This is a genomic window from Achromobacter sp. SX5 (assembly GCF_056711425.1).
This window is the reverse complement of the sequence record NZ_CM160041.1, coordinates 641,368-666,724: the sequence shown is the minus strand read 5'-3', so window position 1 is coordinate 666,724 and position 25,357 is coordinate 641,368. Positions and strand designations below refer to the sequence as shown.

Annotated in this window: 25 protein-coding genes and 1 tRNA gene; 9 read left to right on the top strand and 17 right to left on the bottom strand. The window is 67.3% G+C overall.

Annotated features, from left to right (window positions below; all coding sequences use genetic code 11):
* Position 1: 1 nt before the first annotated feature.
* The 8 genes from AC1M14_RS03155 to AC1M14_RS03120 all read right to left on the bottom strand — a co-directional run bounded on the left by AC1M14_RS03155 (position 2) and on the right by AC1M14_RS03120 (position 8,667).
* A complete protein-coding gene (locus tag AC1M14_RS03155; protein WP_479730960.1) occupies positions 2-844 on the bottom strand; it encodes an FAD binding domain-containing protein in 843 nt (280 codons plus the stop codon).
* Positions 841-3,246 carry a xanthine dehydrogenase family protein molybdopterin-binding subunit gene (locus AC1M14_RS03150; protein ID WP_479730959.1) on the bottom strand — a complete coding sequence of 802 codons (2,406 nt, stop codon included), beginning with the start codon at positions 3,244-3,246 and terminating at the stop codon, positions 841-843. Before AC1M14_RS03150 ends, AC1M14_RS03155 begins: the two co-directional genes overlap by 4 nt.
* Positions 3,247-3,265: 19 nt before the next feature.
* Positions 3,266-3,775, bottom strand: a complete 510-nt coding sequence (locus tag AC1M14_RS03145) for an aromatic-ring-hydroxylating dioxygenase subunit beta (protein ID WP_479730958.1) — start codon at positions 3,773-3,775, stop codon at positions 3,266-3,268.
* Position 3,776: 1 nt separating this feature from the next.
* Positions 3,777-5,069: an aromatic ring-hydroxylating dioxygenase subunit alpha gene (locus tag AC1M14_RS03140; RefSeq protein ID WP_209164601.1), complete on the bottom strand. Its 1,293-nt coding sequence runs from the start codon at positions 5,067-5,069 to the stop codon at positions 3,777-3,779.
* Positions 5,070-5,084: 15 nt separating this feature from the next.
* Positions 5,085-6,308 (bottom strand): FAD-dependent oxidoreductase, encoded by a 1,224-nt coding sequence (locus tag AC1M14_RS03135; RefSeq protein ID WP_209164602.1) that lies wholly within the window; start codon positions 6,306-6,308, stop codon positions 5,085-5,087.
* Positions 6,309-6,319: 11 nt separating this feature from the next.
* Entirely contained in the window at positions 6,320-6,625 is a 306-nt protein-coding gene (locus AC1M14_RS03130; protein WP_209164603.1) for a non-heme iron oxygenase ferredoxin subunit, read from the bottom strand.
* A gap of 164 nt (positions 6,626-6,789) precedes the next feature.
* Positions 6,790-7,509 (bottom strand): YrbL family protein, encoded by a 720-nt coding sequence (locus AC1M14_RS03125; RefSeq protein ID WP_479730957.1) that lies wholly within the window; start codon positions 7,507-7,509, stop codon positions 6,790-6,792.
* A gap of 30 nt (positions 7,510-7,539) precedes the next feature.
* Positions 7,540-8,667, bottom strand: a complete 1,128-nt coding sequence (locus tag AC1M14_RS03120) for a glycosyltransferase family 4 protein (protein WP_479730956.1) — start codon at positions 8,665-8,667, stop codon at positions 7,540-7,542.
* Between the two features lie 917 nt (positions 8,668-9,584).
* Here AC1M14_RS03120 and AC1M14_RS03115 point away from each other — a divergent pair.
* Positions 9,585-10,028: a hypothetical protein gene (locus tag AC1M14_RS03115; protein ID WP_479730955.1), complete on the top strand. Its 444-nt coding sequence runs from the start codon at positions 9,585-9,587 to the stop codon at positions 10,026-10,028.
* 488 nt (positions 10,029-10,516) lie between these two features.
* Here AC1M14_RS03115 and AC1M14_RS03110 read toward each other — a convergent pair.
* A tRNA-Gly gene (locus AC1M14_RS03110) sits at positions 10,517-10,590 on the bottom strand.
* A 172-nt stretch (positions 10,591-10,762) separates the two neighbouring features.
* On the opposite strand from AC1M14_RS03110, the gene trmB reads away from it, so the two are divergent.
* The 4 genes from trmB to lysM all read left to right on the top strand — a co-directional run bounded on the left by trmB (position 10,763) and on the right by lysM (position 13,419).
* Positions 10,763-11,554, top strand: coding sequence for a tRNA (guanosine(46)-N7)-methyltransferase TrmB (gene trmB, locus AC1M14_RS03105; protein WP_209164607.1), 792 nt, complete (start codon positions 10,763-10,765; stop codon positions 11,552-11,554).
* On the top strand, positions 11,554-12,492 hold the full coding sequence (pip, locus tag AC1M14_RS03100) for a prolyl aminopeptidase (protein WP_479730954.1): 939 nt from the start codon (positions 11,554-11,556) through the stop codon (positions 12,490-12,492). The genes trmB and pip overlap by 1 nt, the downstream gene beginning before the upstream one ends.
* Before the next feature lie 19 nt (positions 12,493-12,511).
* Entirely contained in the window at positions 12,512-12,712 is a 201-nt protein-coding gene (gene thiS, locus AC1M14_RS03095; protein ID WP_102773448.1) for a sulfur carrier protein ThiS, read from the top strand.
* 260 nt (positions 12,713-12,972) lie between these two features.
* The gene (gene lysM, locus AC1M14_RS03090; protein ID WP_102773447.1) at positions 12,973-13,419 is read left to right on the top strand and encodes a peptidoglycan-binding protein LysM; all 447 of its coding nucleotides are present in this window, start codon (positions 12,973-12,975) and stop codon (positions 13,417-13,419) included.
* 361 nt (positions 13,420-13,780) lie between these two features.
* On the opposite strand, the gene ffh is transcribed toward lysM, so the two are convergent.
* Entirely contained in the window at positions 13,781-15,187 is a 1,407-nt protein-coding gene (ffh, locus tag AC1M14_RS03085) for a signal recognition particle protein (RefSeq protein WP_102773446.1), read from the bottom strand.
* A 131-nt stretch (positions 15,188-15,318) separates the two neighbouring features.
* Here ffh and AC1M14_RS03080 point away from each other — a divergent pair, with 131 nt between their 5' ends.
* The 4 genes from AC1M14_RS03080 to AC1M14_RS03065 are packed head-to-tail and all read left to right on the top strand — an operon-like array spanning position 15,319 to position 17,681.
* Complete coding sequence (locus AC1M14_RS03080) at positions 15,319-16,161, top strand: cytochrome C assembly family protein (RefSeq protein ID WP_102773445.1); 843 nt, start codon at positions 15,319-15,321, stop codon at positions 16,159-16,161.
* A gap of 1 nt (position 16,162) precedes the next feature.
* Positions 16,163-16,420, top strand: a complete 258-nt coding sequence (locus tag AC1M14_RS03075; protein ID WP_111825931.1) for a PP0621 family protein — start codon at positions 16,163-16,165, stop codon at positions 16,418-16,420.
* A 44-nt stretch (positions 16,421-16,464) separates the two neighbouring features.
* Positions 16,465-17,043, top strand: a complete 579-nt coding sequence (gene ampD, locus AC1M14_RS03070; protein WP_111825932.1) for a 1,6-anhydro-N-acetylmuramyl-L-alanine amidase AmpD — start codon at positions 16,465-16,467, stop codon at positions 17,041-17,043.
* Positions 17,044-17,060: 17 nt separating this feature from the next.
* Positions 17,061-17,681 carry a glutathione S-transferase family protein gene (locus AC1M14_RS03065; protein WP_102773443.1) on the top strand — a complete coding sequence of 207 codons (621 nt, stop codon included), beginning with the start codon at positions 17,061-17,063 and terminating at the stop codon, positions 17,679-17,681.
* A 22-nt stretch (positions 17,682-17,703) separates the two neighbouring features.
* Here the strand turns inward: AC1M14_RS03065 and AC1M14_RS03060 are convergent, their stop codons facing one another.
* From AC1M14_RS03060 to AC1M14_RS03030, 7 genes are all read right to left on the bottom strand, one after another.
* Entirely contained in the window at positions 17,704-18,663 is a 960-nt protein-coding gene (locus AC1M14_RS03060; RefSeq protein ID WP_479730953.1) for a tripartite tricarboxylate transporter substrate binding protein, read from the bottom strand.
* 32 nt (positions 18,664-18,695) lie between these two features.
* Positions 18,696-20,102 (bottom strand): FAD-binding oxidoreductase, encoded by a 1,407-nt coding sequence (locus tag AC1M14_RS03055; RefSeq protein ID WP_479730952.1) that lies wholly within the window; start codon positions 20,100-20,102, stop codon positions 18,696-18,698.
* Positions 20,099-21,064, bottom strand: a complete 966-nt coding sequence (locus AC1M14_RS03050; protein WP_479730951.1) for a 2-hydroxyacid dehydrogenase — start codon at positions 21,062-21,064, stop codon at positions 20,099-20,101. Before AC1M14_RS03050 ends, AC1M14_RS03055 begins: the two co-directional genes overlap by 4 nt.
* On the bottom strand, positions 21,061-21,738 hold the full coding sequence (locus tag AC1M14_RS03045; protein WP_209164612.1) for an RraA family protein: 678 nt from the start codon (positions 21,736-21,738) through the stop codon (positions 21,061-21,063). Before AC1M14_RS03045 ends, AC1M14_RS03050 begins: the two co-directional genes overlap by 4 nt.
* A gap of 28 nt (positions 21,739-21,766) precedes the next feature.
* Positions 21,767-22,741 carry a tripartite tricarboxylate transporter substrate binding protein gene (locus AC1M14_RS03040; RefSeq protein WP_209164613.1) on the bottom strand — a complete coding sequence of 325 codons (975 nt, stop codon included), beginning with the start codon at positions 22,739-22,741 and terminating at the stop codon, positions 21,767-21,769.
* An 83-nt stretch (positions 22,742-22,824) separates the two neighbouring features.
* Positions 22,825-23,865 carry an NAD-dependent epimerase/dehydratase family protein gene (locus tag AC1M14_RS03035; protein WP_479730950.1) on the bottom strand — a complete coding sequence of 347 codons (1,041 nt, stop codon included), beginning with the start codon at positions 23,863-23,865 and terminating at the stop codon, positions 22,825-22,827.
* A 5-nt stretch (positions 23,866-23,870) separates the two neighbouring features.
* Positions 23,871-25,346, bottom strand: coding sequence for an aldehyde dehydrogenase (locus AC1M14_RS03030; protein WP_102773437.1), 1,476 nt, complete (start codon positions 25,344-25,346; stop codon positions 23,871-23,873).
* Between the last annotated feature and the right edge of the window lie 11 nt (positions 25,347-25,357).

The window sequence follows — 25,357 nt, the reverse complement described above, 5'->3', positions numbered from 1 at the left end:
CCTATTCTTCCAGGGCGGTTCCAAGCGCCTGCCGCAGGCAGCGCTGCAAGGCGGCAAGGTGCATCGAACGGTCTATCGCGTCGGCGCCCGGCATGGCCTGCGCCACCGCCTCTTCCAGAGCCTGGGCGCTGGCCGCGGCCGCGCCGCGCCGCGCGATATCCACCGCCAGGGCTTCCAGCACCCGGGGCGGGCCGTCCAGCGCGCCCAGCACCACCTTGGCCAGGCCGATGGCCGGATCGAAGGCGGCCGCCGCGCTTGCATGCGCGAACTCTCCCGTTTTCCGGCAGAGCTTGTGATAGCCCCAGCGCATCGACGGACCGAGCGGCGGCAGCAGCACCGCCGTGATCAGCTCGCCCTCCTGCAAAAGCGTGGTGAACGCGCCCAGCATGAACTCGCTGTTCCTGACGGTGCGCGTCGCGCCGGCCCGCGACAGTTCCAGCCTGGCGTCTATCGCGGACAGTGCCAGCGGCCAGTCGGCCGCCGGGTCGGCGTGGGCCAGGCTGCCGCCTATGGTGCCGCGGTTGCGGATCGCGCGGTACGCGATGCCGCCGGCCACGTATTGCAGATAGCCATGCCTCAACGCCTCGTGCCTGCCGTCCTCGATCTCGGCGTGCGTCACCGCCGCGCCGATCCGGATGCCTTGCTTGTCGGCCGAGACCGTGCGCAGCGCATCCAGCCGCGACACGTCCACCACGCGCCCGGGGCGCGCCAGGCGCAGGTTCAGCATCGGGCCCATGGACTGGCTTCCGGCGATCGGCTTGGCCGGCGTGGCCCCGTCCTGCAACGCGCTCAGCGCCTGCTCCAGCGTCGCGCACCTGAGATAGTCGAATTTCGCCGCCTTCATGCCGCCTCCGCGATGCGCGCTGCCCGGCCCGCCGACTCGGCGCCGCCGCGGGCGGCCTCGATCGCCGCCAGCAGCCGCCTGGGGGTGAGCGGGGTTTCCGAGACCTGCGCCTTCAAGGGGCGCAATGCGTCGTTCACGGCGTTGAACAGCGCGGCCGGCGGCGCGATCGCGCCGCCCTCGCCCACGCCCTTGGCGCCGAATTCCGTGTAGGGCGAAGGGGTTTCCATGTGGATGATCTTGAGCGCCGGCAGCTCGGTGGGGCCGGGCAGCATATAGTCGGCCAGCGTCGAAGTCAGCGGCTGCGCGTTGTCGTCGTACAGGCTTTCCTCGTAGAAGGCCGTGCCGATTCCCTGCGCGGTGCCGCCGATGGTCTGCCCTTCGACGACCATCGGATTGATCATGCGGCCGCAGTCCTCGACGATCACGTAGTCCAGGATTTCGACGTGGCCGGTTTGCGTGTCCACGGCCACGGCCGCGGCGTGGGTGGCGTAGCTGAACGCGCCCGTGTCCACCTTGGGCTTGAAGCCCTGCGTGGCCTCCAGGCCGGCCAGGTTCACGCCCGCCGGCAGTTTCTCGGGCCGCAGATACCAGGCGGCGGCCACGTCTGCCAGCGCCACGCTGCCGGTCCGGCCGACCACCTGGCCGCGCTCGAACTTCACGTCCTGTTCGGGCCCGCCCAGCAGGTGCGCGCCGATGGCCACGATGCGCGGCACCAGCTCCCTGCAGGTGGCGGCCACCGCGCCTCCGGCCATCACGATGCTGCGCGAGGCGTAGGTGCCGGTCGAGTACGGCGTCAGCCCCGTATCGCCGTGGATCAGCTTGATCTTGGCGATGGGCACGCCCAGGATTTCGTGGGCGATCTGCGGCAGCGTGGTTTCCATGCCCTGCCCGTGGGAATGGATGCCGGCCCGCAGTTCCAGGCCGCCGTCGGCCGTGACCCGCACCGTGGCGAGGTCGTAGCCCGGCACCACCGGCAGCCCCCAGGACGCGAACACCGCCGTGCCGTGCGCCGACTGCTCCGTGAACGTGGCGAAGCCCACGCCCACCAGCCGGCCGTCGGCCTCGCCAGCCTGTTGCCGGCGGCGCCACTTGTCCACGTCGATCTGTTCGACCGCGCGGCGCAGGCTTTCCTGGAAATCGCCGCTGTCGTAGTGCTTCTTGACAACGTTGGTGTACGGCATGTCCGCGCCCTTGACCAGGTTGGCGTGCCGCACTTCCCAGGCCTCGCGGCCCACGGCGCGCGCGATCGCGTCCATGGTCAGCTCGATGGCGAAACAGACGCCGGTGCGGGCCACGCCGCGGTACGGCAGAAAGCCCGGCTTGTTGGTGGCGGCGCACTGGGTGCGGCAGCGATAGCCATGGAAGTCATAAGGCCCGGGCAGGTTGCCCAGCGCCTGCCCGGTCTCCAGCCCTATCGTGAATGGCCACGCGGAATAGGCGCCGCCGTCGATCAGCAGGTTGGCGTCCAGGGCCAGCAGGCGGCCCGTCTCGTCCGCATAGGCCGTGAGTTCGTAGTGATGCTGGCGCGTGTTGGCGCCGGCGATCAGGTGCTCGCGGCGGTCTTCGATGAAGCGGAAGGGCCGCTTGAAGCGCAGCGCCAGCCAGGCGATGCAAAGCTCCTCCTGCTGCAGCACGCACTTGTAGCCGAACGCGCCGCCCACGTCCGGCGAAATGACGCGGACCTGGGCCTGCTCGATCCCCAGGCACTGCGCCAGCACCGTGCGGATCATGTGCGGCACCTGCGTGGAGGTGATGACGACCAGCTGCGATTGCGGGTGGTCCCAGTAGGCCAGCACCGCCTTGCCTTCCATCGGCGCCATGCACTGGCGGGCCAGGTCCACCTTCTGCTTGACGACCACCGCGGCCCGGCCGGCGTGAGCTTCGAAATCCACGTCCGCCTTCAGGTCCAGGAACAGGTTGTCGTCCCAGTGATCGTGTACGCGCACGTCCTGGCGGTCACGGGCCGCGTAGGCATTGGCGAACGCGGGCAGCTCGTCGAGGTCCAGCTCGACCTCTTCCGCGATGTCCTCGGCCTCGGCGCGCGTCGCAGCCACGCACATCGCTATCGGTTCGCCCACGAAGCGCACCTTGCCGCTGGCCAGCGGCGGATGGGCCGAAGACTTGTAGCTCGGCAGGCTGGAGTCGGCGACGATGTCGGCGGCCTCGGGCATGTCGGCCCTGACGAACACGCGGTCGGCCCAGGCCTGCGGCTTGCCCACGCGCGAGATCCGCGCATGGGCGACCGGGCTGCGCAGGAACGCAACCTCCTGCAGGTCGGGGAATTTGTAGTCCGCGACGAAACGGCCCTTGCCGTGCAGATGGCGTTCGTCCTCGCGTCGCCGCACCCGGGCGCCGACGCCGCCGTCTTCGACCGGACCTTCGGTTTCCTCTTTATTGCTCATGTCGTACCCCGGGCCATCCCTATACCGGATAGGCCAAATCGTTTGCGATCACCGCAGTGTCATACACCGCCTGCCGTTCCTTGAGCAACAGGCCCCTGCCCCGGCGGTCGAAGCGGTCGTAGATGCGGCCGGCCTGGTGCAGCGTCGTCGCGCCCTCGACCAGCGTCTGCAGCAGGACGTAATTGCTCTGGCTGACGATCTCGGTCTCGGTGACGTTCAGAATCCGCACGTTGGAGACCATGTGCAGCACCTGGCGCGGCGCGAACATCTGCGTGCGCGCGATGGCCACGGCGCGGTCGCGCAGCATGTTCCTGCCTTCGGCATAGACCAGGCCCACCGGCAGCCCGCAGGCCGCGTTTTCATACTCGGTCACGCGGTACAGGCAATCCTCGGTGAAGAAATCCGGCCAGCGTTCTATCTCTCCGCCGTCCAGCGCGGCGCAGTATTCGGCATGGAAGTCCTCCACTGCCGCGCGGGCGTCCTTGGCCGCACCGTAGGAGACCTCTTGTTTTTCAAAACCCGGCAACATCTCAGAACCCCATCACTTCGCGGTAGTGTTTGTACATGGCGCGGATCGCGGATTCCGAGATCAGGTTGTCGGCCGATCCCACCTTGTCTCCGTCGAGCCGCAGGATGCTGCGGTCGGTCACCGAGCGCCGCACCCCTTCCTGGACGAACTTCATCGCCTCGTTGTCCTCCAGGCCCAGGAAGCCCGACGGCCCCATCAGATTGCCCTGGCGCAGCCGGTGGCGCGTCATTTCCTCGGTATCGTCCTCGTAGCCGAACATGGTCCACAGCATGATCATGCTGTTCGGGCCATTGGGCACGATGTGGCGCACGCCCAGCGTGTTCATTTCGCGCTGGACGATAAGGTTCGGCCAGATCGTCTGCATGGTCACCGACCACTCGGAGTCGAACTCCTTGACGAACTCCAGGAAGCGCTCGTCCTGCAGGCGCATGCCCTCATGGAAGGAGCGCATCTCCTTCTTCTTGTCTTCGTCCACACTGGCGTAGAGCGAATCGCTCTTGGCCGAGGCCATGGTGCCGTGGATGCCGTACTTGCTGTCGGCCACCATCGCCGAGCGATTGCCGGCCACCAGCAGCCCGAACACCACCAGGAACGAATGCAGCAACGTCGCGTGGTACGGATCCTTGAGGTTCTCGTGGTACATCTTCCAGTTGCACGGCAGCTCGTTCTTGTAGAAGCCCAGGATCTTCAGCTTCTTGCCGCTGAACACCGCGTCGAAGTCCTTCAGGATTTCTGGCGTCAGGTAGTCTTCCAGCGGCTCCACGTCCGGCTGGAACGATGCGAACACCACGCCGTTGCGGGTCGTCACGGTCAGCTTGCGTAGCCCGTGGTTCTCGTTGCGGAAGTCCTTGGGCATGCCGCCCAGCTTGTTGACGCCGCGCTTGAACGGAATGCCCTGCAGATTGCCCTTCAGGTCGTAGGACCACTGGTGGTAGGGGCAGACGAACTCCTTGTTGTTGCCGCGGCTGTTGCGGCAGAACTCGGCGCCGCGGTGCGCGCAGCGGTTCTCGAAGACGTGGATGGAGCCGTCCTCGGCGCGCGAGACGACCACGGGCGTCGGCCCCACATAAGACCGCTTGTAGTCGCCGGCGTTGGGCACTTCGGCCTCCAGCGCCACGAAGTTCCAGGTCTTGCCGTGGAAAATGCGCTCGACCTCGCGGGCGTAGACGGCTTCGCTGGTGTAGACCCAGTCGGGCACCGCCTGCAGGCCTTCCTCGGGCCATGCCAGCGCATCGAGCGCCGCGTTCTTGGCGACGGGCGTAGCCGCGCCGATGACAGTTTCACAGGAATACAATCGCGCTCTCCAAATTCAATGACGTATCGGTTCCAATTTGCGCAGCTTCACGCCCATGTCGGCCAGCGCCTCGGGGTCGACCGCGAGCCGCTGCTCGACGAAGCGCTTGAGCGCCCGCAGTTCGCCGCCCTGGTTCAGCGCCAGCGCGTAGACGATCACGCCGCCCTTCAGGCCGATCATCAGCGTCTTGTCCGGCGCCGCCGGCCGCTCCACCCACTGCTCCACCGAGCCGTCGTAAAGCCCCAGCATCTGGATGTTCCAGTCGTGCTGGTCGGTCCAGAACCACGGCAGGGGCTGGTAAGGCAGCGCCTCGCCCAGCATGTTCCTGGCCGCCACGCTGGCCTGATCCTGGGCGTTCTGCCACGACTCCAGCCGGGTGGCGCGCCGCTCCAGGCCCAGCGGAAAGTTGGCGCAATCGCCCGCGGCGTACACGTCGGGCGCGCTGGTGCGGCAGTATTCGTCGACCACGATGCCGTTGCGCACCTCGATGCCTGAAGCGCTAGCCAGTTCTTCATTGGGCAGCTGGCCGACCGCGACGACGCAGAAGTCGTAAACGCGCCGGCCGCCCGCGCCGTCAATCTCCACCTGCTGGCCGCTTTGCGTCACGCGGGTCTGGCCCGCGCCCAGCAGGATCTCCACGCCCATGGCCCGATGCTTTGCCAGCAGGCGCTCGCTGAAAGCCTCGGGCAACGCGCGCGCCAGCAGCCGGGGCGCCGATTCGTACACCGTGGCGCGCACCCCGCGCGCCACCGCGCTGGCGGCGAACTCCAGGCCCAGGAAGCCGCCGCCGATGACGGCGACCGACTCCGCGCCGGCAAGCAGCTGGCGCAGCCGCATCGCGTCGTCCAGCGTGCGCAGCGACACCACTTTCGGCGACGCCGGCAGCGAGGCCATCGGGCGACAGCGCCCGCCCGTCGTCAGCAGGCATTTCGCGTAGGGGATGGTGCGCCCGGACTTCAGATGCGCGATGCGGTTTTCGGTGTCCAGTCGCTCGACCGCGTCATGCACGCGCTCCAGATTGGGCATCTCGTAGAAGTCGGCGTTGTGCAGCCAGCCCTGGTAGCAGTTAGCGTCGTCGGCCGACAGCAGCACGTCCTTGGACAGCGGCGGCCGCTCGTAGGGCCGCCAGGACTCGTCGCCCACCAGCACCACGTGTCCCGTGTAGCCCTGCGCTCGCAGCGTTTCCGCCGCGCGGCCGCCCGCCTGGCCGGCGCCGACGATGAGGTAGGTCTGCGCCATCGCTGCGCCGCTCAGAGGTCGACCATGACCGAGTCGCCTTCCACCTGCACCGGGTAGGTGCGGATCGGCTCGGTGACAGGCGCACAGACCGCCGCGCCGGTGCGGATGTCGAACTTGCCCTGGTGCAGCGGGCATTCGATGCAGCCGTCCTCCATGTAGCCGTCGCTCAGCAGCGCGAACTGATGGGTGCAGACGTTGTGGGTCGCGTAGACCTTTCCATCGAGCAGGTACAGCGCGATGTGCTGGTCTCCCAGTTGGATCGCGAGCGGCTCGTCCTCTTCGATATCGGCGAGTTTCGCGGCAAAAGTCAACGCCATCGTGGTGCTCCAAAAATTAATCAGTATGCTGATGAGTTGATGCTAAGCGCATCTATTTGGAGCGTCAATTTTTTTTGGACTAGGGAAAACCCGCGCGACGGCCATCGCCGCCGGCGTGCAAGGGTTCTAGAGGAGTTGTCCGGCGTCGCCGCGCCGGGCCGGCGTCACGAAAGCTTGGTTTTCAGCTCGGCATACTTGCGCAGCAGGCGCCGCTTGTTGAGCGTCTTGCTCCACGCATACAGCGGCAGCAGCTGCTTGGGGCCGAACCCGTCGACCAGGTACAGCCCCTCGCGCCCGTTGGCGTTGAAACCCACGACGATATTGCGCGCGCTGACGTCGTTGAAGATCACGTGCGCGTCGATCAGGTCCATGAAGAATGTCCGCAGGCGCGCCTGCAGCTCGGGGCCGAATCCCTGCGCCGCCACCAGCTGCTTGAGCGTGGGCGCGGACTCGCCGCGCGCATCGACGATGCGCTCCACCGCCAGGCCCAGCCCGTGCGACGTCAGCACCAGCCCGGCGATGCGCGCCATCAGCGTATTTCCCTGCCTGAGCCGCTGCTGCACGGTGGTGGCGATGTACTCGACCAGTTCGGTGATGAACACGCGATGCGCGTCTTCGCGGTGCAGCCGTTTGTGCCAGGGGCGCTTGCGGCCGGGCTCGTTGATGCGCGCGCGGTTGACGATCTTGATAAGCAGCGACTTGTCGCCAGGGTGCAGATAGACGTCGCGCTCGCTGCCCGAGGCCACCAGCGTCACCTGCGTCAGGTCCAGCACCTCGAACGCCGGACAGGACCATGCGGATGCGGGCACGGCCGGCAGCGCGGCCGGCGCCGACATGAGCGCCGCCTGCAGATCCACGCGCGGCGTGGCCGGGGTTTCAAGCATGGCGGATGGACCAGGTTCCGGCAGCATGGATCACCCCGTGGCCCCGACGCCGACCTGGGCCAGCCAGGTCCGGTACACCTGCTCGGTGCGCTCGGCCAGCCCGGCCAGCGAGAACTTGCCTTCGACCCGCGCCATGCGGGTGCCGGCCGCGCCCATACAGGCGCGCAGATGGCTGTCGTCGATCAGCGTTTCCAGCGCCGCCCGCAATTCAGGGATGTTCCCGGAAGGCACCAGTATGCCGGTCTCGCCGTCGCGCACCATCTCGCTGACGCCGCCCACGTCCACCCCGATGACCGGCAGCCCCGCCGCCGCGGCTTCGACGTACACGGTGCCCGAAGCTTCCTTCTGCGTCGCCAGCGCGAAGATGTCGCTGCCGGCCAGGATATTGGGTACGTCGTGGCGGAACCCCAGCATGTGGATGCGGTCCGCCAGCCCGATCTCCGCGATCAGCGCCTGCAACTGCTCGAACAGCGGCGAGCCGTTGCCCACCAGCACCAGATGCACCTGCGGCCTGTCCTGCATCAAGGGGCGCAGCGCCTCGATCAGCTCGCGATGCCCCTTGGTCGCGCGCAATATCGCCACGCAACAGACCACGATCGCCTCCGGCGGCAGGTTCAGCTCTTCGCGCAGCGTCGAACGAATGCCGGCCGGCGGCAGCGTGATGGGCGAATAAATCGTCTCGACCTTGCCGGCCGGCACGCCGCGCTCGATCAGGTAATCGCGCACGTAATTGCTCACCGCGCTGACGCGATGGGGCACCCATGTGTACGCCAGCATGGAATTGACCCGGTTGGTCAGGTGGCGGGTGCGCACGATCAGCGGCGTGCCCGCCAGGCGCGCGCCCAGCCCGGCCAGCAGCGTGTCGATGCGGCTATGGGTGTTGAGTATGTCGAAGCGGCCTTCCCGCAGGATGCGGCGCACCTTGGGCGCGCCGCGCACCAGGTTCATGAAGCCGCCCATGGGCAGCTTGTGCACCTTGATGCCCGCTTCGCTCGCCGCGGCGGCCAGCTTCGCTTCCGGCCGGCATATCAGTTCCACCCGGTGGCCCCGCTCGCGCATGGCCCGCATCTCCTTGAGGATGCGGCGCTCCTGGCCAGCAAAGCCGAGGGCCGCCTCGGAATGGATGATGCGTAGGGGACGGTCTGTCGTGGAAGGCATGAAAAATGCGCGACGCCCGTCAAGAATCGACGCAGGCGTCATCGTGGTGACTTGTTCTTGTAATTCAGTCTATGTGCAAGCCGGATGTGGCGCAAATCGCAAAACCACGCCGAAATGGATGCCGTTGGCTGGGGAATGGGCGCGGATCCCAGTGGATTCGCGCGGGCGTAAAGCGGCTGCCGTGAGCCGTTTTTCCTCTGAAAAAGCGGCCTGCGGAGGTCGCTGCGGGCGGTCGGTCAACGGTCGCGTCCGGCTACCTTCGAGCGAGGGATCATTATCAAATTTGGAACTCTGTTTCCCGAATATTGGGGGTATTGAGACTCTAGTTGGTTGCCTCTCAACCACACTACGTAGCTAGAACGTGTGAATCTGTGACTAAAGCCCAGGACAGGAGTACGCCTTCGCTTGTTCATCGAGCGCGCTTCATATTTTGGACAAGGCGCTCAGACTATGAATGGTCGACGACGCGATCCGTTTCATACTAATAGATGAGCATTTGCTCACCTTTAACGCTACCGACCAGGCTGGCGGTCATAGATCGTGTCGCTTGACGACGTCGGCTTGACGCTCTGCCGAACTCACACACTACTGTATCTATTACTTTGTTCGCCAGACTGGGCGACCACTAATGCAATTGGGGTAACTTTCGCAACAGCCTCAGCCCTAAGAGCGCGTCGGTTCTAACAATTCGGCGGCCAATCAGCACCAGGCGTTCCCATCCAGCGTGCCTGACCACTCTCTTTCAGTGGAGCCAATCATTGCGCAAAAAATGCGCTCACAGACACTCCCTCGCCGTACAAAACAATCAGGCCGAGGATAGAAAGTGAGCTAACTTGCCATACAGCAGACCCGAGCATCGAGATTTTTTTCTCTCAACAAATTCGCAAAATCCCACAAGCCCATGCTAAGATTCACACATGAACCACCCCCAAGCCAACCTTAGCAAGCTTCTCCAGCAAAAAGAGCACGCTCTTGCTGCGATGGAAAGAGACGCAACCGAACTCCGTAAGCAGATTGAAGCTCTGCGACAGACCATCAAGTTGGTTTCGGAGAGTACCGGCTATGAAAAGTATCTAGCCTCCGCGCAGAGCGACCAATCCACCAATATTTCGGTTCGGGAAACTCCTCCCCAGACAACCCGGCCTGAGACCTCCGAAGCTCAACAGTACAAAACAATTACGGATGCCATTATTCGTACGTTGACCCCAGATCAGGGTAGAACCGTCGAAGAGGTTTTCAACGCGATAAAAGAGTCCTCGTCGATAGAAGTCACTAGGGACTCGGTGGCGAAGACCCTAAGCAGGCTGCGTGCAAACGGAAGAGTGAAGAAAACAGGCTTTGCCACATATTGTTTGGCATAGCCAAAAAAGGCGAAAGCCCCGCGGCAACGGGGCTTTCAGGTTCAACCAACGCCCTAACCCGGGGGCACATTTGATAGGGAGGCGGCCACTATGAGTGGTGTAGCGCTCGCCATCGCATGTATTGCGGTGGTTGCAGCGTTGCTGATAATAAAAAAAGCAGCGCACTGACCGGTCTGCTATGACCGATTAGCCCGTAAAGGCTACCTTGAGGCTTGGCTGAGGTCAAGCCTCATTCTTTTCCACCCCCAAGTCAGCGGCAGAGATACAGCTTGGACCCAAACTGCGGAGTGGGATAAGTTATCAAGCAGAGTGCATGGCCCCATCGATGAAGGTGAACGCTGAGCGCTACATCGCTTCACCGCCGAAAGGCTTTTTGGATAAGATGGGAGCCGAATTTCAACGGCTATCGGCCAGAACTCACGGAAAAAATTCTGAAATTCCGTGAATTTATGGAATTATTCAAGCAACCGGTTGGCATCGAAAGAAATTGGAGCGGGTGATGGGAATCGAACCCACGCTTGAGGCTTGGGAAGCCGCCGTTCTACCATTGAACTACACCCGCCTTGGGTGTCGTGCCCCGGCGCAACACCTGGGCAGAGGCGCGATTATAGCGCGGGTTGATGCCCTTTCGGCGGGCCGTCTGGCCGGGGCCGGGAATCCCGCTTAAAACATGTCCCTAATTTAGTGCATCCGGACGACGCCGGGGCGGCGGGCCTGCCACTACAATTCGGGCTATGAACATGAACACCCCCGCGAACACCCCCGAAAACCCTCCCGCGCCGCCGGAGGCGTCCTCTTCCATGTCGCCCGAAACACAGGCCGCGCTGGCCAGCGCCGCGCGCGCGCCCAACAGCCCGGGCGCCACCCACATCCGCAGTTTCGTGCATCGCCGCGGCCATATCACGCAGGGCCAGCAGGCGGCGCTGGAGCGCCTGATGGGCCAGTGGTCCATCCCCTATGCGCCGCGCCGGCTGGACCCGGCGGCCGCGTTCGGCCGCGAGGCGCCGACGGTGCTGGAGATCGGCTTCGGGATGGGCGAGACCACCGAGAAGATCGCCCTGGCCCGCCCGGACGACAATTTCCTGGGCGTGGAGGTTTTCAACGCCGGCGTCGGCTCGCTGCTGCGCCGTATCGAAGACTCCAGCATCCAGAACCTGCGCATCATCCAGCACGACGCGGTGGAAGTGGTGCGCGACATGATCGCGCCCGATTCGCTGGCCGGCGTGCACGTGTACTTCCCCGATCCGTGGCCGAAGAAGCGGCACCACAAGCGCCGGCTGCTGCAGCCGCCGTTCGTGTCGCTGCTGGCCAGCCGCATCGCGCCGGGCGGCTACATTCACTGCGCGACGGACTGGGAAGACTACGCGGTGCAGATGCTGGAAGTGCTGAGCAACGAGCCGCTGCTTGCCAATACCGTGGACGGCTACGCGCCGCGCCCCGATTACCGCCCCCTGACCAAATTCGAGACGCGCGGCCTGCGGCTGGGCCATGGCGTCTGGGACCTGATCTTCAAGCGAGTCGCCTGATGCTTTATCCGCCGATCGAACCCTACCGCCAAGGCACGCTGGACACCGGCGACGGCCACCAGATCTATTGGGAGCTTTGCGGCAATCCGCAGGGCAAGCCCGCCGTGTTCCTGCACGGCGGCCCCGGCAGCGGCTGCTCGCCCGTGCACCGCCAGCTGTTCGACCCGCAGCGCTACAACGTGCTGCTGTTCGACCAGCGCGGCTGCGGCCGTTCGCAGCCGCACGCCAGCCTGGAGAACAACACCACCTGGCATCTGGTCTCGGACATCGAGCGCCTGCGCACCGAGGTGATGGGCGCGGACAAGTGGCTGGTGTTCGGCGGGTCCTGGGGTTCGACGCTGGCGCTGGCCTATGCCGAGACGCACGTGCCGCACGTCAGCGAGCTGGTGCTGCGCGGGATCTTCGGGCTGCGCCTCGCCGAGATCCAATGGTTCTACCAGGAAGGCGCGTCGTGGCTGTTTCCCGACCGCTGGGAGGAATACCTGGCGCCGATTCCGGAGAGCGAGCGCGGCGACCTGGTGGCGGCCTATCACAAGCGCCTGACGGGCGACGATCCGGCCGAGCAGCTGCGCGCCGCGAAGGCCTGGAGCAAGTGGGAGGACAGCACCATCACGCTGCTGCCCAGCCCGCGCCACCAGCAAAGCCATGCCGCCGACCGCGCGGCGCTGGCGTTTGCGCGCATCGAGAACCACTATTTCGTGAACGGCGGCTTCATGGAAGAAGGCCAGCTGATCCGCGACGCCCACAAGCTGCGCAGCATCCCCGGCACCATCGTCCAGGGCCGCTACGACGTCTGCACGCCCGCCCGCACCGCCTGGGACCTGCACCGCGCCTGGCCCGAGGCGGAATTCCACCTGGTCCCGGACGCGGGCCATGCCTTCGATGAACCCGGCACGCTGGCGCGCCTGCTCGCCGCCACCGACGCCTACGCGCGATAGCCAACTGAAGGAGACCTGCATGCACATCACCCTGAACGGAGACGCCCGCGAGTTCCCGCTGGACACCACCGTGATCGAATTGCTCGAGACCCTGGGCTACGCCGGCAAGCGCGTGGCGGTGGAGCGCAACGGCGAGATCGTGCCCAAGAGCCAGCACGCGCAGACCGCGCTGTCCGACGGCGACCAGATCGAGATCGTGGTGGCCGTGGGCGGCGGCTGAAGCGCCGCCGTCCCCTCCCGCCTGTGACAAGGCAATGACAAGGGCCGCGCGACAGCGGCCCTTGTCATGTCTACGCCTGCCGTCGGACCCGGTTTAGGTCCGCGCCGACGCATTCCCTGCAAAGTGGCGGGCATTCTTGCGTAGTCTGGCAAGAGGCTAGCAACCTGTTACACGTTAACCCCTCTCCCATCCTGGATCTGCGAGTAATAATCGTCCCTGGCATTTTGTTTTCTCAACGCAACACACATAAAGGAAACACTATGGGTCTGCTCAATTTCATCAAGGACGTCGGGGAAAAGCTTTTCGGCGCCAGCGAGGCCAAGGCCGCAACGGCGGACGAATTGAAGAAAGAGCTCGATAAACACGGGCTGAACGCCGATGGCCTGCAGATCTCGGTCGATGGTGACAAGGTCACCGTGGCGGGCGAGGCCCTGAGCACGGAAGAGGCCGAGAAAATCGCGCTGGCCCTGGGCAACACCGTAGGCGTCGCGCAGGTGGACAACCAGTTGAAGGTGCAGCAGGCCACGCCCGAAGCCAAGATGTACACGGTGCAGAAGGGCGACAACCTGTGGAAGATCGCGGAAGCGCAATACGGCAAGGGCCAGGGCGCCAAGAACACGCTGATCTTCGAGGCCAACAAGCCGATGCTGACCAGCCCCGACAAGATCTATCCCGGCCAGGTGCTGCGCATCCCGCCGCTGGCTTGAGGTAAACGGAAAAGGAACAAGCCGGAAGGCACCCATGCGCTTTCCGGCTTGCATCGCGGCAGCGCCCCCTGCTGACCGCGATTACTTGGCCAGATGCAATGTCTGGCCATTTTTTTGGTTGGGCGGCGTGGCGGGGATTACTGGAACAGTCGGGGATCGTAGGATGGGTGCAGCGCGAGAAATTCTTGGCAAAAAGAACGTTGGCGAACGCGCGTAACCCATCAGGCGGCGCCAGCCGCCGCTTTTCGTCGAATGCTGTTGTTGGCCTCTTGCCAAGAAACCCGGCGGCTGGCGCCGCCTGATGGGTTACGCGCGCTGGATACTTGAGTTCTTGCTCAAGAACTCTCGCGCTGCACCCATCCTACTTCATGCCGAAGCGGCCCAGCCCCTTCATGCCGCCCATGGCGCGCATCATCTTGGCCATGCCGCCCTTCTTCATCTGCTTCATCATGCCCTGCATCTGGTCGAACTGCGCCAGCAGGCGGTTGACTTCCTGCACCGGCACGCCGGAGCCGGCGGCGATGCGGCGCTTGCGCGAGGCCTTGATGAGCTCGGGCTTGGCGCGTTCGGCCGGGGTCATGGCATTGAGGATGCCTTCGGTGCGGCGCAGCTGCTTTTCAGCCTGGCCGCCCTGCAGCTGGCCGGCGGCCTGCTGGAACTGGGCCGGCAGCTTTTCCAGAAGCGAACCCATGTCGCCCAGCTTCTTGACCTGGCCGAGCTGATCGCGGAAGTCGTTCAGGTCGAACTTGTTGCCCGACTTGATCTTGGCGGCCAGCTTCTGCGCTTCGGCGATGTCGATGTTCTTCTGGGCCTGCTCGACTAGCGACACGATGTCGCCCATGCCCAGCACGCGCTGCGCCATGCGCTCGGGGTGGAACGGCTCCAGGCCGTCCAGCTTTTCCGAGACGCCGACGAACTTCAGCGGCTTGCCGGTGACGTGGCGCACCGACAGGGCGGCGCCGCCGCGGGCGTCGCCGTCGAGCTTGGTCAGCACCACGCCGGTCAGCGGCAGCGCCTCGGCGAAGGCGCGCGCGGTGTTGACCGCGTCCTGGCCCTGCATGGCGTCCACCACGAACAGCGTTTCCACCGGCTTGACCAGGTCATGCAGCGCGCGGATTTCGCGCATCATGGCCTCGTCGATGCCCAGGCGACCGGCCGTGTCCAGGATCAGCACGTCGTAGTGATGACGGCGCGCGTGGTCGACCGCGTTGCGGGCGATGTCCTCGGGCTTCTGGCTGGGATCGGACGGCAGGAAGTCCACGCCCACCTGCGCCGCCACGCTCTTCAACTGGTCGATAGCCGCCGGACGGTAGACGTCGGCGGACACCACCAGCACTTTCTTCTTGCCGGTCTTGCGGCCATGCTGGGTGTGCTGGCCTTCGGTGAGCCAGCGCGCCAGCTTGCCGGTGGTGGTGGTCTTGCCCGCGCCCTGCAGGCCGGCCATCAGGATGACCGCGGGCGGCTGGACCGCCAGGGACAGCTCGCCGGAGTCCGCGCCCAGGTCGCCGCCCATCAGGGCGGTCAGCTCCTTGTGGACCACGCCCACCAGGGCCTGGCCGGGGCTGAGGCTGCCGGCGACTTCTTCGCCCAGCGCCTTTTCCTTGACCCGCGCGACGAACTCGCGCACGACGGGCAGCGCCACGTCGGCCTCCAGCAGCGCCATGCGCACTTCGCGCAGCATTTCCTGGGTGTTGGCCTCTGTCAGGCGGGCTTCGCCGCGCAGCGTCTTGACGACGCGCGATAGGCGTTGAGTTAGGTTATCGAGCATGAGAGGCGTTTCCGCTTAAACTAGTCGATTGAACGGTGGCTTGCGGGCGCCAATTGCGCGCCTTCGGGCGGCATGCAAGGTAGCATGCTTAGGCTCCCGCATTCCGTAGCCCCATCCAGACAACGGTTTCTATGTCACTAGGCATTGTATTTCACACGGCGGCTGCCCTGGCGTACGCGGTGCTCGGGGTGTCGCTCTGGGCCCGCCTGGCCGGCGCCGGCGGCGTCGAGCAGACGGGCAAGGTCGCCCGTCTGTGCCTGCTGGGAGCCCTGGTCCTCCATGGAATCGGGCTGCAACAATCGATGCTGGGCGCCCAGCACCTGTTCATCGGCTGGGCGCTGGCGCTGTCGGCCGCCATCTGGCTGGGCATGGTGGTGTTCTGGCTGGAAAGCCTGCTGGTGCGCATAGACGGGCTGCAATTGCTGCTGCTGCCGGCCGCGACGCTGGCCAGCGGCCTGGCCGCCGCCTTCCCCCAGGGGCAGTTCGTGCCCCATGCCGACGACGCGTGGCTGCGCGTGCATCTGCTGATTGCGCTGGCGGCCTACGGCCTGATCACCATCGCCGCCCTGCACGCCATGATGATGGCGCTGCTGGACCGCCACCTGCACCGTCCGCTGGACGCGCCGGCCGAGCGCAGCATCGTGGGCCGGGTGCTGGACTCCCAGCCGCCGCTGCTGGTGCAGGAGCAACTTCTTTTCCGCATCATCTGGATCGGTTTCGTGGTGCTGACCCTGGCCGTGGGCACGGGTTCGGTGGCCTCCATGAAGCTGACCGGACAGATCCTGCCGTTCGACCACAAGACCGTCTTCACGCTGCTGTCGTGGGTGACCTTCGGCGTGCTGCTGGCGGGCCGCCACGTCTGGGGCTGGCGCGGCCGCGTCGCGCTGCGCTGGACGCTGACGGGTTTTGGTTTCCTGATTCTGGCCTACACCGGCAGCCGGTTCGTGCTGGAAATGATTTTGCACCGAGGTTGACGTGGGCAAGCTGCTGTTCTGGATTTTTCTGGTCATCGTGGTGCTGTTCGTCGCCCGCATCGCCGGCCGCATGGCGGCGGCCAGGCAGTCAGGCGCGCAGGGCCGCGCGGCCGGCGCAAGGCCGCAACCCAAGTCTGTGGAGTCCATGGTGCGCTGCGCCCATTGCGGCATCCATCTGCCGCGTTCCGAGGCCCTGCTGCAGAACGGGCAGACCTGGTGCAACGCCGAACACGCGAGGCTGGGCGCGCGCCGGCATTGAGGAAGGCATAATGCATGTTGATTCCATCGACATGCTTTGTTCCCATGGCCTTGCTTCTGGATCGTCATGGCTGGCTGGCGCCGGCCCCCGGTGTTTCGCTTTCGCCCTCGCCCAACCGCGACGCGCGGCCGGCGGGCGTCCAGGTTTCGCTGCTGGTGCTGCACAACATCAGCCTGCCTCCCGGGCGCTTCGGCGGACCTGAAGTCGCGGGGCTGTTCCTGAATACGCTGGACTACGGTTCGCATCCCTGGCTGGAACGCCTGCGCGGGCTGCGCGTGTCGGCGCACTTCTTCATCCGCCGCGACGGCCGCATCGTGCAGTTCGTCTCCACCGACGAACGCGCCTGGCACGCCGGCGTGTCGCGCCACGCCGGACGCGAGCGCTGCAACGATTTTTCCATCGGCATCGAGCTGGAAGGCACCGACACCCTGCCCTATGCCGACGAGCAGTACCTGGCCCTGCGCAAGCTCATGCCCGCGCTGCGCGCGCGCCATCCGCTGGCCGCGGTGCGGGGCCACGAACACATCGCCCCCGGGCGCAAGACGGACCCGGGGCCTGCTTTCAACTGGACGCGCTTCGGGCGCGACAGCGGTTTTGCGCGGCGGCAGTTGCCGCCCGTCTGACACCCAAAGGACTGGTTATGTTGAAGATCTGGGGACGCCTGAGTTCCGTCAACGTTCAGAAAGTCATGCTGGCGGTGCGCGAGCTGGCGCTGCCGCATACGTTCACGCAGGCCGGCGGCAAGTTCGGCGTGGTCGGCACGCCGGAATTCGCCGAGCTCAATCCCAACCGCACCGTGCCGGTGATCGACGACGGCGGCTTCGTGCTGTGGGAGTCCAACGCCATCGTGCGCTATCTGGCTTCGCGCTACGGCGTGGGCTCGCTGTGGCCGGAAGACGCGTGCCTGCGCGCCGACGCCGACCGCTGGATGGACTGGCAGACCACCGAATGGCAGGCCGCGATGGGCCCGGCCTTCCTGGGCCTGATCCGCACGCCCGAGGCACAGCGCGACCGCGCCGCCATCGACAAATCGATGCAGCGCTCGAACGAGCGCGCGCTGATCCTGGACCGCGCGCTGCGCGGCCGCGAATTCATCGTCGGCCGCCACCTGACGATGGGCGACGTCGCGCTGGTGTGCTCGGCGCACCGCTGGCTGGCGCTGCCGGCCGAGCGCCCGGACACGCCGGCGCTGTCGGCCTGGTACCGCCGCGTCATGATGCGCCCGGCCCCCCAGGGCGTGCTGACGCTGCCGCTGGAATAGGCCGCGACAGGCCAGGCGCCCGTTATTCGACCCAGGGCGTCTGCGCCCAGATCTGCCGCAGGCGCGCGTCGTCGCCCTTGAGCCGCTCCTGCCATTGCGGCCCGTCCAGGTAGTCCATTTCGGTGAACTGCTGCTTCATCTGGGCCTGGAACGCCGGATCGGCGGCGACCTTGCCCAGCGCCTTGCGCAGTTTGTCCGACACCTCTGCCGGCAGCCCCTTGGGCGCGACGATGCCGCGCTCCGAGGCGAACACCAGATCCACGCCCTGCTCCTTGAAGGTGGGCACGTCCGGCCCCAGCGCCGAGCGCTTTTCGCTGGCCTGCGCCAGCACCCGCATGTTCTTGCCGTGGTAGGGCATGACTTCGCCCAGGTTCAGTCCGCCGATGACGGTATGGCCGCCCAGCACGGCGCTGCGCAGCGGTCCGGCGCCGTTGTAGGGCACGTGGTTCAGCCGGGTTCCCGTGGCCGCCTGGAACAGCACCAGGGCCAGATGGTCGTCCGTGCCCACGCCGGTGGAGCCATAGCTGATGGAGCCCGGCTTTTCCCGGGCCGCCGCGATCAGCGCGTCCAGCGTCTGGTACGGGCTGTCGCTGGCCACGCTGAAGGCGCTGGGGTCGCGCACCAGATTGGCCAGATAGGTGAAGTCGTCGCCGCCAAAGCCCGGCTTGCGCTCGATCGGCAGCGACACCAGCCCGGGCATGTTGGTCATGGCCAGCGTGTACCCGTCGGGCTTGGCCCGCGCCACGTAGGCCAGCGCGATGGCGCTGGAGGCGCCCGGCTTGTTCTGCACCACCACGGTGGCGCCCAGCTCCTTTTCGAGGAAGACGGCCAGCGCGCGGGCCGTCAGATCCGTGCCGCCGCCGGGCGCGAACCCGACGACGAGTTCGATCGGCCGGTCGGGCCAGGCCCAGGCGGGCACGGCGGCGCACAGGCCGGCGATGGAAAGCGCTGCGCGCGCGACGATCTTGCGTGAAAAGAACATGCTGTCTCCTGGTTGTTATCGGTAGTCGGTGGTCAGGGCCGGGCGGCCAGGATCTTTCCCGGGTTCATCAGCCCCTGCGGGTCCAGCGCGGACTTGATCCGGCGCATCAGGGCCAGCTCGACCTCGCTCTTGTAGCGTTGCAGGTCGTGCACGCGCAGCTGGCCTATGCCCTGTTCGGCGCTGATGGAGCCGCCCGCCGCATGCACCCGGTCATGCACCAACGCCTGGATGTCCGCGTGCCGCGCGCCCGCGGGCGGCAGCAGGTTGTAGTGAAGATTGCCGTCGCCCAGATGGCCGAATACGCGCATGGCCACGCCGGGAAACGCCTGGGCCAGGGCCCGGTCGGTGGACTGCACGAAGGCCGGAATGCGCGAGGCCGGCAGCGAAATATCGTGCTTTACGCAGGCGTCGGCCCGGGCCAGCGCCAGCGTGATGCTTTCGCGCAGATGCCAGAAGGCGGCGCTTTGCGCGCCGGACACCGCGACCGCGGCGTCCACGGCCTCGCCGGCCTCCAGCGCGGCCGACAGCACGGCTTCCAGCCGCTCCTGCGCCTGCGCCGGCTCCAGGTTGTCGGAAAGCTCCAGCAGCGCGCACCAGCGATCGCCGGCCAGGTCCGCGAACGGCATGCGCTGTTGCGGAAAAGCGCGCGTCACGTCGCGCAGGCAGGCGGTCGACATCACCTCGAAGGCGGTCAGCCCCGCGCCCAGGCTGGCGCGCGCACGCTGGAGCAGCTGCAGCGCCTGGGGCAGGCCGTCCAGCGCGACCAGCGCCGTGCCCTGCGCGCGCGGCAGCGGATAGAGCTTGAGCACCGCGGCGGTGATGACGCCCAGCGTGCCTTCGCTGCCGATGTAGAGATCGCGCAGGTCGTAGCCGGTGTTGTCCTTGCGCAGGCCGCGCAGACCGTCCCAGATCTCGCCTTGCGGCGTCACGACCTCCAGGCCCAGCGCGAGCTCGCGCGCGTTGCCGTAGCGCAGCACCTGCGTGCCGCCGGCGTTGGTGGCGAGGTTGCCGCCGATGGTACAGCTGCCTTGCGCCCCCAGCGACAGCGGAAACAGCCGGCCGGCGCCGCGGGCCGCCTCCTGCACCGCCTGCAGCACGCAGCCCGCTTCGACGGTGATGGTGTCGTTGTCCAGGTCCAGCGCGCGCACGCGGCTCATGCGCAGCAGCGACAGGACCACGGCCGTTCCGCTCGCATCCGGCGTGGCGGCCGCCACCTGCCCGGTGTTGCCGCCTTGCGGCACCAGCGCCACGCCGGCGGCGGCGCACAGGCGCACGCACTGCGCCACTTCATCCCGGCTGGCCGGGCGCAGCACGGCCAGGGCGCGGCCGGTGACGTTCCTGCGCCAGTCGGTCAGATAGGGCCCGGCATCGGCGCCCGTCAGCACGTGGGCCTCGCCCAGGCAGGCGGCCAGCGCCGCCAGCAGCGCGGACCGCGTCATGCCCGCAACTCCGCGGCGGCCACCGGCGTGAGCAGCTTGCCGGTCTCGATAAAGGCCGTGACGTTGTCCAGGACCAGCTGGGCCATGGCGGCGCGGGTCTCGCGCGTCGCGCTGCCGACGTGCGGCATCAGCGCAACCTGGTCCATGCCGGCGAACTCGGCCGCCGGGGTGGGCTCCTGTTCCAGCACGTCCAGGCCGGCCCCGCCCAGTTCGCCCGCGCGCAGCGCGGCCAGCAGCGCGGCCTGATCCACGACGCTGCCGCGCGCGATGTTGACCAGGATGCCCTGCGGCCCCAGCGCGCGGATGACCTTGGCGTCGACAAGGTGCCGCGTGTGCGCGCCGCCCACGCAAGCCACCACCAGGAAATCGGCCCACGCCGCCAGTTCCGCCAGCGACGGCTCATAGCCGTACGGCGCCTGCGGCCGCGGGCTGTGGTTGTGGTAGCGCACCTCCATGTCGAATCCCGCCGCGCGCCGGGCGACGGCCAAGCCGATGCGGCCCAGCCCCAGGATGCCCAGGCGCTTGCCCGAGACCCTGGTGGTTTCCGGAAACCGGCCCAGCGCCCGCCACTGGCCGCTCTTGACGTAGCGATCGCCCGCGGCCGTGCGGCGCGCCGCCGACAGCAGCAGCGCCCACGCCAGGTCCGCCACGCAGTCGTCCAGCACGTCGGGCGTGACGCTCACGCCGATGCCGCGCGCGGCGGCGGCGCGCAGGTCCAGCGTGTCGTGGCCCACGCCCCAGCTGCACACGGCCCGCAGCGCGGGCAAGGCGTCGAACATGGCCTGGGTGAAACCGTGGCGCACCGAGGTCACCGCCACCGGCAGGTCCTGCAGTTCGGCGCCGAACGCGGCCAGGCCCCGCGGCTCGCGCCAGGCCGGCAGGACCCGGTGCCGGGCCGCCAGCCGCCGGTCGAAATCCTCGCCCAGCGAGGCCACCTGCACCACGTCGTAGCGGGCAGTCACGCCGGGCCTCCCGCGCTGGCCGGAATGTAGTTGGCGGCCGCGGCGGCCTCGGCGAACGACAGGCCGTCGCGTATGCCCTGCTCCACGCGCCCGTCGACGGCCAGCGCCTCTTCGGCCGCGGCCAGCACCTCCTGCAGGCGCGCGCGCGGCACCACCACCAGGCCGGTGTCGTCGCCCACCACCAGATCGCCCTCGGCCACGGGCACGCCGCCTATGGTCACCGGCTCGCCCATGGCCTGCAGCTTCAGCCGCGTCTTGCCGGTCAGCGGCGTGACGTGGCGGCTGGCCAGCCACAGGCCGGTGGCGGCGATTTCATCGACATCGCGGCAGGCCCCGTCGATGACGACGGCCGTGGCCGCGCGCCGCGACGCCGCCATCGAGGCGATGCCGCCGAAGGTGGAAATGCAGGTTCCGCCCGCATCCACCATCAATACCCGTCCCGGGCCGGTGGCGGCGACCAGGCGCCCCACCGCGAAGTCGGCGCGGTCGAAATCGCCCAGCCCGCCCCAGACGTGGCGCGCAGTGACGGCAAAGCCGGCCATGCGGCCCTGTCCGCCGCGGCGCGGGATGCCCTGCACCACGCCGGCGATGCCCAGCGTGTCCATGGCGTCGGACCAGGTGCTGGTTGCGATGGCGGCGCAGCGCGCCAGCAATGCTTGCTCTTGATTGCTCATGTTTTGCGTTCTCCGTCGGTGTGGCCGGTCAGTCGATGCGCGCGCCCGAGAGCTTCACGCCTTCGGCCCAGCGCTGCGCCTCGTCGTTGATGAAGGCCTGGAACTGCTGCGGAGAACTGTTGTTGACGTCACCGCCCATGTCCTGCAGCTTGCGGGTCATTTCGGGCGTGGCCACGATCCTGGAGACGTCCCGGTAGATTTTCTCGCGCAGGTCGGCGGGCATGCTGGACGGCGCGAACAGCCCGAACCACGTCGCGGCCTCAAAGTTCTTCATGCCGGCCTCGGCCATGGTGGGCACCTGTCCGATGGCCTCGACCCGGCGCGGATGGGCCAGCGCGATCGCCTTGAGCTTGCCCGACTGGATGTGCGGCAAGGCGGCCGACAGGGTGACGAACGCCATCTGCACCTGGCCGCCGATCAGGTCGGTCAGCATGGGCGCGTCGCCGCGGTACGGCACGTGGACCAGCTTCAGGCCGGCCTTGGCCTTGAACAGTTCGCCGGTCAAGTGCTGCGGCGTGCCGTTGCCGGTGGAGGCCATGCTCAGGCCCTGCGGCGAGGCCTTGGCGTAGGCGATAAGTTCGGCCAGGCTATTGACGGGCAAGGACGGCGTGGTCACCAGCACCAGCGGTATGGTGGAGGTGAGCGTCAGCGGCGCGAAGTCCTTCAGCGGGTCGTAGTTGAGCTTCTTGTACAGGCTGGCGCTGATGGTGTGCGCGGCCGTGGTCATGTACAGGGTGTAGCCGTCGCCGGGCGAACGCGCCACGGCCTCGGCCGCCACGGTCGTGCCCGCGCCGGGACGGTTGTTGACGATGACCTGCTGGCCCCAGGCGGCAGGCAGTTTTTCCGCGATCAGGCGCGCGATGACGTCGGTCGCGCCCCCCGGCGGATACGGCACGACCAGTGTCACCGGCTTGTCGGGATAGCCGGCCGCCTGCGCCGCGCTCGCGGCCAGGACCATGCCGAGGGCAAGAAATGCCCTGGCGATGCAGTTGCGCTTGCTCATGTCTTGTCTCCTGTGGGTCGGGTCTTACTGCCTGCTCTGCAACCAGCCGCCCCGGCGCTCTGCGGCGCCGTCGGCGGCCTGCTTCAGTCTGTGCTGCGCGCCTGGCCTGCCTCCTGCGCTTCGCGCCAGGCCAGCAGCCGCGCCACGCCTTCGGCCATGCCGACCTCGGGCTGCCAGCCGATGTGCCGGCCCGCGAGATCGTGGGGAATGTGGAACGCGCCGCCCGATGTCAGGCGCACGGTGCCCGGCGGGTCCGGCTTGATTTCGGGCTGCAGGTCGCTCTTGCAGTAGTCGAGCACCAGCCGCACCAGTTCGCCGGTCGTGATGGGCGCGGGGCCGGACACGTTCACCGCCACGTCGGTCGCCTCGCTGCAAAACGCCGCGACGTTGGCGCGCGCCACGTCCGACACGTGCACGAAGTGCTTGGTCTCGGTGCCGTCGCCCGGCAGCACCGGGCGCTCGCCCTTGCGCACCCGGTCATAGGTTTCCATGATGTACAGCGAATTGGCCGCGCGATAGTGCTGGCGCTCGCCGTACACGGTGGAGTAGCGCAGCACCACATAGTCCAGGCCGGACTTCTGGTAGTACTGGCGGCACAGCTGCTCGCCCATGATCTTGGAGGCGCCGTACAGGATCGCCGCCGGCGGCGCGCCCACCGAATGGAACGGCCCGTTCTCCGCCAGCGCGCCGGCGATGCCGCTGCCGTAGCCGTAGACGGCGTTGGACGAGGCGAACACGATCTTCTTCACCTTGTTGACCCGGCAGGCTTCCAGCATGTTCTGCGCGCCGCGCACGTTCACGTCCACCGCCTGCCACGGCGTCTGCGCGAAGCCCAGCGTCATGTAGGCCGCCAGGTGCAGCACGCCGTCCACGCCCTCGGTCGCCGCCAGCAGGTCGGGCAGGCGCATCAGGTCGCCGCGCACCACTTTCACGCGCGGGTCGTCCTGCAGATGGGCGATGGCCTCGGGCGTGCCGAAGGCGAAGTTGTCCAGCAGGATCACTTCGCGCACGCCGGCGGCCAGCAGCGCATCGGCGGTGTGCGAGCCCACCAGGCTGGCGGCGCCGGCGATCAGGATGCGGGAGTCGGCCAGCGACAGCGCCGCGCTTTTCTTTTCAGTCGTCATATTGTTCACAGTCCCAAGGGTTTTTCGTGCATGCCCCAATACAGGCTCTTGACCTGGCTGTAGAGCCGCAGGCCGTGCAGGCCTTTCTCGCGTCCGATGCCGCTGGCCTTGAAGCCGCCGAACGGCGTGGCGATATGCGATTGCTTGTAGGTGTTGATCCAGATGGAGCCGGCCTCGATCTCGCGCGCCACGCGCCATGCGCGGGCGTAGTCGCCGGTCCACATGCCGGCGGCCAGGCCGAAGGCGGTGTCGTTGGCCTGGCGGATCACGTCTTCCTCGTCGTCGAAGGCAAGCGCCACCAGCACCGGGCCGAAGATCTCTTCCTGGCACACGCGGGCCTGGTTGCCCAGGCCATCGATCACGGTGGGCAGGTAGAACCAGCCCTTGGCCAGCTCGGGCTGCGTGGGCGCGGCGCCGCCGACCAGCACTCGGCCGCCCTCGGCGCGGCCGATGTCCACATACGAGGCGACCTTGTCGCGATGGGCGCGCGACACCAGCGGTCCCATCTGCGTGGCGGGATCGTCAGGCAGGCCCACGCGCACCTGCGCGGCGCGCTCCACCAGCGCGTCCATGAAGCGCTTGTAGATGGACTTCTGCACGAACAGGCGCGAACCCGCCACGCAGCTCTGGCCGGCCGAGCCGAAGATGCCGGAGATCACGCCGGCCACGGCGCGGTCCAGGTCGGCGTCCTCGAACACGATATGCGGGGACTTGCCGCCCAGCTCCAGCCCCACCGGAATCAGGCGCTGCCCGGCGATGCCGCCGATGGCGCGTCCGGTCTCGGTGCCGCCGGTGAAGGACACCATGCGCACGCCAGGGTGCCTGACCAGCGCCGCGCCCACGTCCTCGCCATGGCCGGGCAGCACCGTCAGCAGGCCTTCGGGCAGGCCGGCCTCGCCGCAGATCCGGGCCAGTTCCAGCGCCAGCTGCGGCGTTTCCTCGGAGGGCTTGAGCAAGACGGCGTTGCCGGCGGCCAGGGCCGGCGCGGCTTTCTGGGCCTCGTTCATGATGGGCGAGTTCCACGGCGTGATGGCCGCGATCACGCCGAACGGCTCGGCCAGCGCCATCGAAAAGTATTCGCCGCGCGGCGAGGTCATTTCGTTCTGCCAGGTCTCGCACACCGCCGCGTAATAGCGGAAATGCCCGGCCGCGCTGTCGACCATGTTCAGGCATTCCTTCCACGGCTTGCCGCTGTCCTGCATCTGCAGCCGCGCCAGCGGCTCGCGCTCGGCCGCGAGACGGCGTCCGATCTCGTACAGCGTGGCGGCGCGCTGGTCCGGGCGCAGCTTGCGCCACGGCTGGCGGTGAAAGGCCTCCCACGCGATCGCCACGGCGGCGTCCACGTCCTGCGGCAAGGCGCGGGCGACCGTGCCGGCGATGCTGCCGTCGGCCGGGTTGATGGAGGTGATGACGGCGTCGCCGTCTTGGCTGTGGCGCCAGTTGGCGCCCAGCCGGAATGGCTTGTGGCTCGATGCGTCCATAACGTCTCTGG

Bases quoted from the DNA above. Each gene is read 5' to 3' on its own strand.
- AC1M14_RS03155 (WP_479730960.1), bottom strand. From the start codon at position 844: ATGAAGGCGGCGAAATTCGACTATCTCAGGTGCGCGACGCTGGAGCAG.
- AC1M14_RS03150 (WP_479730959.1), bottom strand. From the start codon at position 3,246: ATGAGCAATAAAGAGGAAACCGAAGGTCCGGTCGAAGACGGCGGCGTC.
- AC1M14_RS03145 (WP_479730958.1), bottom strand. From the start codon at position 3,775: ATGTTGCCGGGTTTTGAAAAACAAGAGGTCTCCTACGGTGCGGCCAAG.
- AC1M14_RS03135 (WP_209164602.1), bottom strand. From the start codon at position 6,308: ATGGCGCAGACCTACCTCATCGTCGGCGCCGGCCAGGCGGGCGGCCGC.
- AC1M14_RS03130 (WP_209164603.1), bottom strand. From the start codon at position 6,625: ATGGCGTTGACTTTTGCCGCGAAACTCGCCGATATCGAAGAGGACGAG.
- AC1M14_RS03125 (WP_479730957.1), bottom strand. From the start codon at position 7,509: ATGCTTGAAACCCCGGCCACGCCGCGCGTGGATCTGCAGGCGGCGCTC.
- AC1M14_RS03120 (WP_479730956.1), bottom strand. From the start codon at position 8,667: ATGCCTTCCACGACAGACCGTCCCCTACGCATCATCCATTCCGAGGCG.
- AC1M14_RS03115 (WP_479730955.1), top strand. From the start codon at position 9,585: ATGAACCACCCCCAAGCCAACCTTAGCAAGCTTCTCCAGCAAAAAGAG.
- trmB (WP_209164607.1), top strand. From the start codon at position 10,763: ATGAACATGAACACCCCCGCGAACACCCCCGAAAACCCTCCCGCGCCG.
- pip (WP_479730954.1), top strand. From the start codon at position 11,554: ATGCTTTATCCGCCGATCGAACCCTACCGCCAAGGCACGCTGGACACC.
- thiS (WP_102773448.1), top strand. From the start codon at position 12,512: ATGCACATCACCCTGAACGGAGACGCCCGCGAGTTCCCGCTGGACACC.
- lysM (WP_102773447.1), top strand. From the start codon at position 12,973: ATGGGTCTGCTCAATTTCATCAAGGACGTCGGGGAAAAGCTTTTCGGC.
- ffh (WP_102773446.1), bottom strand. From the start codon at position 15,187: ATGCTCGATAACCTAACTCAACGCCTATCGCGCGTCGTCAAGACGCTG.
- AC1M14_RS03080 (WP_102773445.1), top strand. From the start codon at position 15,319: ATGTCACTAGGCATTGTATTTCACACGGCGGCTGCCCTGGCGTACGCG.
- ampD (WP_111825932.1), top strand. From the start codon at position 16,465: ATGGCCTTGCTTCTGGATCGTCATGGCTGGCTGGCGCCGGCCCCCGGT.
- AC1M14_RS03065 (WP_102773443.1), top strand. From the start codon at position 17,061: ATGTTGAAGATCTGGGGACGCCTGAGTTCCGTCAACGTTCAGAAAGTC.
- AC1M14_RS03060 (WP_479730953.1), bottom strand. From the start codon at position 18,663: ATGTTCTTTTCACGCAAGATCGTCGCGCGCGCAGCGCTTTCCATCGCC.
- AC1M14_RS03055 (WP_479730952.1), bottom strand. From the start codon at position 20,102: ATGACGCGGTCCGCGCTGCTGGCGGCGCTGGCCGCCTGCCTGGGCGAG.
- AC1M14_RS03045 (WP_209164612.1), bottom strand. From the start codon at position 21,738: ATGAGCAATCAAGAGCAAGCATTGCTGGCGCGCTGCGCCGCCATCGCA.
- AC1M14_RS03040 (WP_209164613.1), bottom strand. From the start codon at position 22,741: ATGAGCAAGCGCAACTGCATCGCCAGGGCATTTCTTGCCCTCGGCATG.
- AC1M14_RS03035 (WP_479730950.1), bottom strand. From the start codon at position 23,865: ATGACGACTGAAAAGAAAAGCGCGGCGCTGTCGCTGGCCGACTCCCGC.
- AC1M14_RS03030 (WP_102773437.1), bottom strand. From the start codon at position 25,346: ATGGACGCATCGAGCCACAAGCCATTCCGGCTGGGCGCCAACTGGCGC.